This is a genomic window from Bacillus sp. URHA0034 (genome assembly GCF_056280405.1).
In genome coordinates, this window is sequence record NZ_JBWCDK010000001.1 from 1 (window position 1) to 12,098 (window position 12,098).

Genomic DNA, 12,098 nt, shown 5'->3' on the forward strand with positions numbered 1-12,098 from the left:
GATCTCATCCGGTCCATTGATTGCCGCAAACATACCAGCAATCGAAAAGGAATTTCCGACAGTAAATCCAACGCATGTAGGGCTGTTAACAACCATTCCTTCACTGTTTGTCATTCTAGGTATCTTAGTTGCGAACCGTTTGGAACTATGGATTGGTAAGAAAAGGACGATATTGATTGGTTTAACGCTTGTTTTTCTTGCTGGGGTTTTTCCCGTACTAAAACATGATATCTTTTCGTTTTTATTTCTTTCGCGTGTTTCTTTGGTTTAGGAATCGGTTTATTCAACCGTTTAATCATTCAAATGATTAGTGATATATTTCAGGATGATCCCCGCAGGAAAGCAGCCGTAATTGGGTTAGAAAGTGCCTTTGAAGGATTAGGTGCCATTTGTTTGACGTTTATTGTAGGGCAGTTGTTGAAAATCAACTGGTATACTTCGTTTCTTATTTATGCTCTGGCGCTTCCAATTTTTCTGGGATTCCTCTTCTTTGTTCCGAATGACAAGAAGAAAATGGCAAAAAGAAAAGCAGAGCCAAACAGAACCGTATCGGACAGTCACAACGACGCAGGATCCTATCGCTCGGTCTTTGGTTATGGCATTTTGCTTTTTGTGATTGTAACCATTTTTATTAATTACAATATTCAGGTTACCCCACTGCTTTTAGAAAAACACATTGGCAATGCAACGATTGGCAGCAACAATCTCGCCTTCATTGGTTTAGGAGCATTTATTGCAGGTTTTTCATTTGGTCGAATTTTTCAACTACTGAAGGATTATATCATGCCAGTTGCACTTTTATTTCTCGGAATTTCTATCTATATTACGACTATTTCAGAAAATATCATACTCACGACATTTTGTTCAATGGCTATTGGCTTTTCTTTGCGTTGTATGATGCCATATTTGTTTCATACCTTTACGCAACAAAGCAAAAAAGTGGCAAAGCTTGGAACAACAATGGTGTTAGTTGCTTATAACATTGGTGCTACCCTATCCCCTTATGAAGGGACAGTTTTTTCAAAGTTATTCCACGTTCATACTGTTCAGTCTTTGTTCCTTTCAAGTTCAATTATCATTTTTTTGATTTCCCTCATTGTTTTTGGAGTTGTTCTTAAAAAGGCAAAAATGAGCAAAGTCCAACAAAGAAGTTTTTAGTTTGAGAGGAGGATACACTATGCCCCACATTATTGTAAAACTTATACCAGGCAGAACCGAGGAACAAAAGAAAGAACTTACAGATAAGATTGTGCAAGCTGTTATGGAAACAGTAAATGCTGGAGAGTCTAGTATTTCTGTATCATTTGAAGAAGTTCCGAGTGAGAAATGGCAAAAAGAAGTATATCAGCCTGAAATTTTAGGTAAAGAGAAAACGTTGTATAAAAAACCCGGATATAGCTATTAATGAAATTGGAGGAGAAACCATGGAAGCAATTAATCAACAATTACTAACCGGAGAACGCTCTCTTTTTAAAAGTCGAGATCTTATGATTAAAGATTCGGTTTTTGCAGATGGCGAATCACCGCTAAAAGAAAGTAACGATATTTTCATTGATAATAGTATTTTCAAGTGGAAATATCCTTTATGGTATTGCCAAAATATCAACGTAAAGAATAGCAGTTTTCTTGAAATGGCACGTTCGGGAATTTGGTATACTCATCATATTTCAATCAGTGACAGTATCATAGAAGCACCTAAAACATTTCGACGTGCAAGCGATATACATCTGACCAATGTTGATATGCCAAATGCGCAAGAGTCCTTTTGGAACTGTAAAGATGTGTACTTAACAAACGTGACCGCAAGAGGCGATTACTTTGGAATGAATAGTGGAAATATTAAAATCGATAATTTCAGATTGGTAGGGAACTACGCTTTTGACGGGGCTAAAAACATTGAAATTCGAAATGCAAAGTTACTTTCAAAAGACGCTTTTTGGAATTGTGAAAATGTCACTGTTTACGACTCTTTAATTATCGGTGAATATCTAGGTTGGAATTCAAAAAATATCACGTTTATAAACTGTACCATTGAAAGCAACCAAGGCATGTGCTACATGGAACATTTGGTGATTGAAAATGGGAAAATCATCAATACAGATTTAGCATTTGAATATTCAACAGTAGACGTGGAAGCAACAACAGTGATTAACAGTGTGAAGAATCCAATTGCCGGAAAAATCAAGGCTAAGGACATTAGTGAATTAATATTTGATGACAAGGAAATCATCTCATCCAATACCCAGTATGAACTAGATAAAGCAGGTGAACCCTGTGACCTTTAATTTTGATAAAATGACGAATCGTTTTAACACAAACTCTTATAAGTGGGATGTTGGATACAAAGAGCTCCCAATGTGGGTTGCAGATATGGACTTTGAAACATCCCCAGCCATTTTTAAGGCAATGCAAAAGAGATTAAACCACCATATTTTTGGTTATACAAGCGTGCCAGATGCCTATTATCATACAGTTGCTCAGTGGTGGGAAAATAGACATCAATTTCAAGTTGAAAAAGAATGGATTATGTTTTGTACCGGTGTAGTGCCAGCCATTTCTTCCATTGTTCGCAAAATGACCAACATTGGAGACAATGTGTTGGTGCTCTCACCTGTTTACAATATCTTTTACAACTCAATCGTCAACAATCAACGAAAAGTTCTTACAAGCGAATTAATTTATAAAGACAATCAATATTCGATTGATTTTGGTGACTTAGAAGAAAAACTATCCAATCCTGACACATCGCTCATGATCTTCTGTAACCCTCATAACCCAATCGGTAAAGTATGGGATAAAGAAACTCTTAAAAAAATAGGAAACCTTTGTATCAAACATAATGTTCTTATCCTTTCTGATGAAATTCATTGTGATTTAGCGCATCCAGGATATCGATATATTCCATTTGCTTCTGTTTCAGAAGAGATTGCTCAAAATAGCATTACCTGCGTAGCACCGACGAAAACATTCAATCTTGCTGGGATTCAAACATCGAGTATTATCGTGCCAAATCCAGAGCTAAGGAAGCTGGTGAATCGTGGAATCAACACCGATGAAGTGGCTGAACCAAATGTTTTTGCGATTGAAGCTGCAATCTCAGCGTTTACAGAAGGCGAACCTTGGCTTGAAGCATTGTTGGATTATCTAATGGGAAATAAACAATTGATTGAACACTTTATCGCAAGCCAGCTTCCGGATCTTAAATCCATTCATTCAGAAGCAACCTATTTGGCTTGGATTGATTGTAGCGCGGTAACGAATGATACCAAATATTTATGTGAATTTATTAGGAAAGAAACAGGATTGTACGTTTCAGAAGGTGCCATTTTTGGCGGTAACGGTAATGACTTCATTAGACTAAACTATGCTTGTCCTAAGGTGAGGCTTGAAGATGGATTACAGCGTTTAAAAAAAGGAATTGAAGCATTTCAACATTTAAGTAATCCATCAAGAAAATAATAATTCATATAAAAATTTATGGAGGTAATTTCCATGTCGAAAATTGAAGGAAAAGTTGTCATTATTATGGGTGCATCAAGTGGGATTGGTGAAGCGACTACCAAAAAACTTGCACAAGAAGGAGCGAAATTAGTCATTGCAGCTCGCCGTGAAGACCGCTTAAAATCACTTGTTGAATCATTACCAAATACTGAGGTAACATACGCTGTTGCAGATGTAACAAACAAAGAGGAAGTTCAAGCTGTTGTAGATTTAGCAATCGAAAAATATGGTCGTGTGGATGTACTTTACAACAACGCTGGAGTTATGCCAACTGCTCCACTTTCCGAAACACGATTTGATGAATGGAAACAAATGTTAGACATTAATATTATGGGTGTGTTAAATGGTATTGCTGCCGTTTTGCCGATCATGAAAAAACAGCAATCCGGTCATATCATTGCGACTGACTCTATTGCAGGTCATGTTGTTTATCCTGGTTCTGCTGTATACTGTGGCACAAAATTTGCTGTTCGGGCTATCATGGAGGGATTACGCCAAGAAGAGCGTGAAAACAATATTCGAAGCACCATTATCTCTCCAGGATTAGTAGATACAGAACTTTATACGACGATTAACGAGCCTGAAAACCGTGAACGGGTAAAGAATAATGCTAAAATAGAAGGTTTGGGATTAAAGTCAAGTGACATTGCCGACGCAGTTGCTTATGCAATTAGCACCCCGGAATCTGTTGCTATAAGTGAAATCCTAATTCGTCCAACAAAATCGGTAAAATAAATAAAAGAAGGCGTGAAATAAATGAAAATAAAATTAACTGTTGGTGAAGACGTATATACTGCTATTTTGAATGACAGTAAAGCAGCAAGTGATTTTATAGCACTTCTTCCTCTTAGGTTAACACTTGAAGACTATGCAGGAACGGAAAAGATTAGCAATCTTCCTAAAAGATTGTCTACTACCGGTTCCCCAGATGGTACCAAAGCTTCTATTGGAGATATTACGTATTATGCTCCTTGGGGAAATTTAGCTATATTTTATAGGGATTTTGGTTTTGCAAATGGACTGATTAAATTAGGGAAGATTGAATCCGGTATTGAAAAACTTGCAAGTATGAAAGGTAATTTCAAAGTTACAATTGAAAATATCGATTAAAAGTAGGTTAAAATAATGGATTAATCTGCCCCACTGATGCAACTTTGAGGTAGTATTTTACAGTTTAAAGGGGTAATAACATTGGATAGACCATATATAATCTGCCACATGCTAACTTCATTGGATGGGAAAATCATTGGAGATTATTTGAAAGAGGAACGAGCTGCTTATTTTACCGACGAATACGAAAAAATTCATGGACGTTATGGATGTAGAGCATGGATGTGTGGCAGGATTACCATGGAAGAACACTTCACTTTCGGACATCAATTAGATTTAAAACAAGATAACTTTAATGCGATTCCCAGAACTGATTACGTTGCAAATAAAGATGCGAAAGGTTATGCCATTGCAGTAGACCCTTCCGGGAAACTGGGGTGGACAAAAAACTACATTACAGATGACTACGGATTAGGAGAAACGAAAAAAGAAATAAGCGAGATTGTGAAGAAATATACTTAAGCTAACGGGTGTTAGATGTATTGGAAAAATAAGGGGGTAAATATGAATAAAAACGTAATGTCGCTTTCTGTTATCTTTTTGGGTATATGTATTGTTTTAAGTGCTTGGATTATTTCACAATCTTTAAAATCAGAATAACCAATTTAGATATGAGTTAATATCAAGCCAAAACAACATCATTTTGTTTGATAAACAAAGTGGAGAATCTTGGAGAAAATATCTACCACCAAGTGAAGGACCAACTGAATGGGAAAAACAACAAACTCCTGTCTCTTCCACAGTAAAATAAAGCACCCCTTACAAAGTTCAAATAATGGAAGTTTGTGATTCATTAGATGATGAATATAGTTTAATCTTCTTCATCTAATGGGAAGAAACAGTTTAAGATTGGAATGGGTGCGGGGTCCTTTTTCTTGTTGCACTAACGTGGCAGTTTAGTTTAAGTATATTCCTTCACAAAGTTAGAAAAATCAGCTTAATTATTTTTATCTAGTCAATCGGTTGTCATTAAACCTAATTAATTACCCTTGTCTTCAAGACTGTTTGATTAGAACCGTTGGATGCAACTCCTATTGGGGAAAAGAACTCGAAAAAATATTAATTGAATAAATGATATGATAGACATAAACTGAACTTTAGATTGAGGTCGGTTCTAGCTCGAAAAAAGGAGAGGACAGAATGCAGTATACAATAGGAGAAGTAGCTAAGAAATTCAATATGAATATCTCAACCCTTAGATATTACGATAAGGAGGGTTTAATTCCTAATCTAGGAAAGAATGAAAGTGGTAATCGAATTTTCGACGATGAAGCTATTTCAGGACTTATTACAATCGAATGCCTGAAAAAATCCGGAATGTCTATAAAGGACATTAAAACATTTATTGATTGGTGCCAAGAAGGAGATGAATCATTGAAAGTTCGTCTAGAAATGTTTTTGGACCGTAAAGTGGCACTCGAATCTCAAATCAAAGAATTAGAAAGTACATTGAATTACATTAATTTCAAGGTTGAATACTATACTAAAGCCGTAGCGGACGGAACCGAAAAAATCGTTAGAGAGAATATGTCTAACCCAGGACTAACTCTTTAAAAAATGAAATAATTAAGTCGTAGACTAATCGATTCATTATGTGTTGAATAGCCTACGGCTTTTAACAATTTCTGATTAGTACGTTATTTTTTGCATATCATTAAATTTTTCTTAGAATCACACTTGACCTAAAGCTAGGTTTAGGGATTATCCTAATAGTGTATTCACATCAAATAGCTAAAAGGAGAATAATAAAAAAATGAAAGAAGATTTAACTATTACACAAAAATGGGATAAAGTTTTCTCAAAAAGTGAAAAAGTCAATCATCGTAAAGTAACTTTCCATAATCGTTATGGAATCACATTGGTAGCTGATTTATATGAACCGAAACATGTTGAAGGAAAACTTCCAGCAATCGCTGTCTGTGGACCATTTGGAGCAGTTAAGGAACAATCATCGGGTTTATATGCTCAAACGATGGCTGAGAAAGGATTTTTAACAATTGCTTTTGACCCCTCTTTTACAGGCGAAAGTGGAGGAACACCACGCTATGTTGCATCACCAGACATTAATACAGAGGATTTTCAAGCCGCTGTAGACTTCTTATCCGTTCAAGAGAATGTTAATCCTGACAAAATAGGCATTATTGGCATCTGTGGTTGGGGTGGAATGGCTTTAAATGCTGCGGCTATTGATACAAGAATCAAGGCAACAGTGGCATCTACTATGTATGATATGTCTCGTGTGAATGCGGAAGGATATTTTAATGCAATGGACGAGGATGCGCGATATGAAGCGCGAAAAAGCTTGAATGCACAAAGAATTGTGGATTATAAAAATGGAGATTACGCAAGAGCGGGTGGAGTAGTAGACCCTCTTCCAGAAGATGCGCCATACTTCGTAAAAGATTATCATGATTACTATAAAACAAACCGTGGGTATCATGAGCGCTCATTAAATTCTAATGATGGATGGAACACTACTTCCTCTTTATCATTTATGAATATGCCGATTTTACAATACAGTAACGAAATTCGTAATGCGGTTTTCATGATACATGGTGAAAAAGCTCATTCTTTATACTTTAGTCAAGACGCATTTAAAAAATTAACAGGTGATAATAAAAAACTTACGGTGATTCCGAATGCTTCTCATACAGATTTGTATGACAAGACTGATATTATACCATTTGAGGAAATTACAGAATTCTTTCAAAAAAATATCATTTAATTATTTTTTCAAATGGTAATTAGAGTTGAAAAATTAATATTGAAATAATAATCAAAAAAATAAGAACCTCTCAATTTTATTTATATTTGAGAAGTTCTTATTTTATATGATGAATCAATCCACAAATTTCACTAAACTAAATATTTTTATTTCTTCTATGATTGGTGTCTTTTCCACCAATTGCATCAAAGTATAAAGAATAGCGGGGCTTTCCTTTCTTATATCTCTATAGTGACAGCATTCCTGTAATAAATGAAACTTTTAAAGGGAGTTTGTGAACAAATACACTTAAACTAAAGGGTGCGTTTGTTGAAGATCATAAGCCTAATTTCTCGCTAAAAATACGGAGGAATTAGGCTTTTTTATCTTTCTAAATCCTTAATGTTTTAAATGCAGTTTCTTGAAATTCCCCCATTGGTAAACACGTTGGCAACAAGTGGTAAATACCGTGGCAATCTCTGGTAAAAAACATGACAGAGGTGGTACATTCTTATGGCTGTAATCAATTAGGACAGCTAATTAAGCATAATTTTCTTATTAGGGATGATTATTTAAAAAAATGAAAAGCGGGTATGCTTATCATTTCTTTTTTTTGTTCACTACACAAACGATTTTTGTTTCGGTAAAATTACTTTAAACTGTAGCGCATGGATCCCAAGAGACTGTGTGGATACAGTGAGTTTTTTTGAATCAATTGTTAGGACAAATCGGGGTTAAGCCCATACATAGCAAGGCTTCACAAGTATACAGAATTTTCTGATATACCTAAAACAGTCTTCAAAACTGTGTGTGTCTATAAAAAATTTTACTCATTCATAATAGATCAAAAAAGTCTCGTAAATACTTTTCTATACTTTTTTGATTTATTCAAGCTAAGGGACGATAGGAATATTAGTTTTCTCACAAAATTAATAATATATATTTCGACATATATGTTATTAACTTCATATATTATAAAATTGTTATTATTTTCGATTATATTGTATATTGTATCATTACTTTTAAATATACATCAAATTAATATGAATATTAAAACTCAGAAATAAAAGGTAAGCCGATAGTGTATCTTTAACAATAAATGATCTTTTTAATAGAAGAGACAAATATTTGTTTATATAATCTTTATTCTTGAATTCTCAAACAATTAACCTACAACGAAATTACATGTAAGATTGTACATAAAAGAAAAGATAAATGCGCTAGAATGCAAAACTCCAACACACCAAAATAAGGAAACAAGACGCATATAAAATATTTATCATCAAAAAATTAAATAACGGTCTAACCACAATTTAAATTAATTCTTTAAATCACTTTGTTCGAATTAAGATTTTGGGGTTATATTTCCAAGTAAAATGTATTTTAAGTAATTAGATGCTGAATTTTCCTCGATTCCAAGTTCTTTTGCTATGTCTTGTAGGGAATATTTTTTTATATACAGATGTAAGGCCATTGCTCTACGTATAGATATCAGAGTCAATGCTGGATCGTTTTCCCCTAGATAATCTGAAGATATTGCTCTTAAATGGTTAAGAATAGACATAACCTGAATAGGTCCCCCAGAACGTTCTCCATGTGGTCTAGTGGTAAAGACAAAATCACTTTCATTATACCTTGTTTCCACATAGTACTCTCGAAAGCATGTGGCTTCAGTACCTCTTAAAGAAATTGAACGATTCTTAAGTTGTATGACAATGTTATTATTGTGGAAATCATCAAAAATATCTTCTTTTTTAAAACGAAAATCTGCTGTCTTTAATCCCTTTATAGCTAAAAGGAATACGATTTTTCTCAATTTAGAATACTCCTGGTTCAACAACACATTTTCCAAGATTGAAAGTATTTCATCATAAGTAACAATTACTTTAAGCTCCTTTTCAACTTTCAAACGTTTCATTTTCACAGCTGGATCAATGGGTACTTTATTAATCTCCCAAAGGAAATGGAAAAATGTCTTTATGATCGCCAGCTCTTTGTTAACAGTAGAAATACTCTTATCGCGTTCTAATTGTTCTTCTAAGTAACTTTTAATATCAGTAGGAGAAATTTGAAAAGGCTCCTTATTAAAAGGGTACGATTTATTTATAAACTTAAAAAATTGGTTAACTACCTTATCATAACTTTTTACTGTCTCTAAACTGTATCCTTTATCTTCAATATGTCTAATAAATCCATAAGGCATTTTTTCATCCCCATTCACTTATTAAAAAGAAGTTCATCAAAGGTTTTTTCCGCTAATAAAAAGGGTACGAACGTACCCTAATATTATGAAAATTGATGGCAATTGGCCGTTAAGGAATCACATACCACCTTGATCAAATGCAAGATATAGATAAATAAAAGCTGAAAAAAATGGCCAATCATAATTCTTTTTTCAGCTTTCCTAAAAAACAAGTTTTAAAAGGACTCTTTCTCTAATCGAAGGTTACTGAACAACTGATGTCTCTAAAACAAGTTAACTTTATTTAAATGAAGATATGAGTCATCTTGATTGATACGTTCTAAATATATATTGGTTGTAGAAATATCCGAATGGCCAGCCCAATCCTTAACTACCGCAAGAGGAACGTCGTTCTCAAGTAGAAGAGTGACAAATGTATGACGGAACCAGTGAGGCGTTACGCTTAAATTTTTTCCAGCAAGTTGTACAGCTTCCTTAACAATTTTATACAGGGCAGGGTAGGTTAACCGTTTTTTATTAATTAAGGGCTCATTTTTATTGTATAAGGCGAAAAAGAGCGGGCTGGGATCCTGCATATTTATTTCAACAGTTTCGCCCATACTTTTTCGATAATTAAATAAAATTTCTTTAGTTTCCTCTCTTAAAGGGATCGATCGAGGTTTATTCCCTTTTCCAATCACATCTACAAATAAAAATCCTTTTCGGTTATATCGAAAACTTCCCCAATTCAAGCTTAAAAGCTCACTTGCACGAAGCCCCGTGGTATAGAGTAGGTAGCCAATCAGCAAATTCCTCTTCTCCAATTGTTCTCGATTTCTTGTTGCCTTGACTATTTTAGGAAAGAACGAAATAAGAAATTCAGCTTCTCTTTGATCCAATTCTCGGATTTGTACACGAGTTTGTGCTTCTTTTTGACGAGTTTCTTCTATTATATAGTGTCCTTTTTTAGACACCGGCTTCGAGATCCAAGTGGAAAGGTAGGCTTTATAAAATTGTGTTTCATAACCAAAATCCAATAACCTTCTGAAAAACTCCAATTTTCGTATAGCAGATTTAGCTGCATACTTTTCATTAATAAATTGGTTATAAGCCTTTACTTCCGGGAATCCAATATCCCGAAAGGAAAGGGAATGATCTGTTAAAAATGTGAGCAGCGTTTTGGCATCTGAACGATAGGCTTTAACCGTATGTGCCGAAAGCCGCTTATCTTGTGGGAAGAGTTTCTCTAGAAAAAACAATTCAAGAAAATCCTGTTCCGTACTATTTTCAAGAGTGAGGTTACGATTATCATCAAGTAGATGACGAGCTTTTAGATTTTCCTGTAAATGGGTTAAGTACTGTTCACCATTCATATTTTGAAGAAGAGTCAAGTAATTCATAATTGACCTCCTAAGGATTAGTGTTAAATAATAATTATATTATGTAAAGTAAAGATAATACCTAATTATCTTTACTTAATAATAACATAGAATATCCGTTCTATCTATTATCTTAGTTCCAATAAGATATATTTAATTTAAATCAAAAAATTACGGCTAGGGGTAGGGAGATTCTGATTGGAAAAGTGAAAATATATTACGAATAGAAAAAGAAAAGTTACCATTTTTTAGTGTGTTGGAGATTTACATTCTAACAAATTTATTTTTCGTTTTATGTATAGTAGTTCATCTAATTTCGCTGTGTAAAACATATTAGAAAATTCAAAAAATAAACCTGTTCCTATTGTAGATCAACCAAAAGTTCAGTGATCCCCATAATCTAACATTTCAAAAAGAGAACAATATTAATAGTTCTTAAAACCAAATAAGGACACCACTATATAAGAGGTGTCGTAATTCCTTATCATCACTAGCCTTTAATTTTACTGAGCATTTTGTATTAACGGAAAGTTCCACCGAATTGTTGTTCAGCCATTCTTACTAAGCGTTTTGTTATTTCACCACCGACAGAACCGTTGGCTCTTGAAGATGTATCGGCCCCGAGCTGTACACCAAATTCTTGTGCAATTTCATACTTCATTTGTTCAAGTGCTTGCTCTACTCCTGAAACTAAAAGCTGATTGTTATTGTTGCTTCGTGCCATGTGTATCATCTCCTAGGTGTAATTTATTTACACTATTAGTTTGGAGTAACTAGGTTAGATTATTCCTAACATAGAATTGGTAAATTTCAGACGCACTTAAATAGTTTTTTAATTGATTTAATAAGCAAACGCCGGTTACTGGGATTAATAATTATTTGGTAGATATATGATGGGAGAAAGGAGCTTGCTACACATAGAGATTTAGTAAAAGGATATAGGAAAAAGTTTATTATCATTCTTTACTTAAAATAGAGAACACACCAATTTTCATAAATAAAAAAGACTTTTCTTAAAGTTAATTTATTTTAAAAGGTATTTAATATAATATCATATGTTTCAACATATATAATAAATAATATATTATAAAATATGTTATTTGTAGTTATAATGACAACATCATATTCGCTATTAATTTATAAATTATTGATGATTATAAATAAAAGTTATGATTAACTTCTATAGAACATCTTAAATCATGCCAATAACTCCCCTATAATA

At 33.8% G+C, this 12,098-nt stretch carries 12 protein-coding genes and 1 pseudogene; 10 read left to right on the forward strand and 3 right to left on the reverse strand.

What is annotated here, in order from left to right:
* The 10 genes and pseudogenes from ACZ9EE_RS00005 to ACZ9EE_RS00050 form a co-directional block, all read left to right on the forward strand.
* Positions 1-271, forward strand: a pseudogene (locus tag ACZ9EE_RS00005) (MFS transporter); the annotation flags it as partial.
* A 32-nt stretch (positions 272-303) separates the two neighbouring features.
* Positions 304-1,158: an MFS transporter gene (locus ACZ9EE_RS00010; RefSeq protein WP_476024647.1), complete on the forward strand. Its 855-nt coding sequence runs from the start codon at positions 304-306 to the stop codon at positions 1,156-1,158.
* A gap of 19 nt (positions 1,159-1,177) precedes the next feature.
* Complete coding sequence (locus tag ACZ9EE_RS00015; RefSeq protein ID WP_476024648.1) at positions 1,178-1,405, forward strand: tautomerase family protein; 228 nt, start codon at positions 1,178-1,180, stop codon at positions 1,403-1,405.
* A gap of 19 nt (positions 1,406-1,424) precedes the next feature.
* A complete protein-coding gene (locus ACZ9EE_RS00020) occupies positions 1,425-2,285 on the forward strand; it encodes a DUF3737 family protein (RefSeq protein WP_476024649.1) in 861 nt (286 codons plus the stop codon).
* Complete coding sequence (locus tag ACZ9EE_RS00025; RefSeq protein ID WP_476024650.1) at positions 2,275-3,459, forward strand: MalY/PatB family protein; 1,185 nt, start codon at positions 2,275-2,277, stop codon at positions 3,457-3,459. Before ACZ9EE_RS00020 ends, ACZ9EE_RS00025 begins: the two co-directional genes overlap by 11 nt.
* Before the next feature lie 33 nt (positions 3,460-3,492).
* Positions 3,493-4,236 carry an SDR family oxidoreductase gene (locus ACZ9EE_RS00030; RefSeq protein ID WP_251571290.1) on the forward strand — a complete coding sequence of 248 codons (744 nt, stop codon included), beginning with the start codon at positions 3,493-3,495 and terminating at the stop codon, positions 4,234-4,236.
* A gap of 21 nt (positions 4,237-4,257) precedes the next feature.
* Positions 4,258-4,611, forward strand: a complete 354-nt coding sequence (locus ACZ9EE_RS00035; RefSeq protein ID WP_251571291.1) for a cyclophilin-like fold protein — start codon at positions 4,258-4,260, stop codon at positions 4,609-4,611.
* A 108-nt stretch (positions 4,612-4,719) separates the two neighbouring features.
* Positions 4,720-5,073: a hypothetical protein gene (locus tag ACZ9EE_RS00040; RefSeq protein WP_476024651.1), complete on the forward strand. Its 354-nt coding sequence runs from the start codon at positions 4,720-4,722 to the stop codon at positions 5,071-5,073.
* Between the two features lie 678 nt (positions 5,074-5,751).
* A complete protein-coding gene (locus tag ACZ9EE_RS00045; RefSeq protein ID WP_476024652.1) occupies positions 5,752-6,165 on the forward strand; it encodes a MerR family transcriptional regulator in 414 nt (137 codons plus the stop codon).
* A gap of 199 nt (positions 6,166-6,364) precedes the next feature.
* Positions 6,365-7,336, forward strand: a complete 972-nt coding sequence (locus ACZ9EE_RS00050; protein WP_476024653.1) for an alpha/beta hydrolase — start codon at positions 6,365-6,367, stop codon at positions 7,334-7,336.
* A gap of 1,324 nt (positions 7,337-8,660) precedes the next feature.
* Here ACZ9EE_RS00050 and ACZ9EE_RS00055 read toward each other — a convergent pair.
* From ACZ9EE_RS00055 to ACZ9EE_RS00065, 3 genes are all read right to left on the reverse strand, one after another.
* The gene (locus tag ACZ9EE_RS00055) at positions 8,661-9,536 is read right to left on the reverse strand and encodes a tyrosine-type recombinase/integrase (RefSeq protein ID WP_476024654.1); all 876 of its coding nucleotides are present in this window, start codon (positions 9,534-9,536) and stop codon (positions 8,661-8,663) included.
* A gap of 245 nt (positions 9,537-9,781) precedes the next feature.
* Positions 9,782-10,897, reverse strand: a complete 1,116-nt coding sequence (locus tag ACZ9EE_RS00060; protein ID WP_476024655.1) for a tyrosine-type recombinase/integrase — start codon at positions 10,895-10,897, stop codon at positions 9,782-9,784.
* A 499-nt stretch (positions 10,898-11,396) separates the two neighbouring features.
* Entirely contained in the window at positions 11,397-11,600 is a 204-nt protein-coding gene (locus ACZ9EE_RS00065; RefSeq protein WP_335575466.1) for an alpha/beta-type small acid-soluble spore protein, read from the reverse strand.
* Between the last annotated feature and the right edge of the window lie 498 nt (positions 11,601-12,098).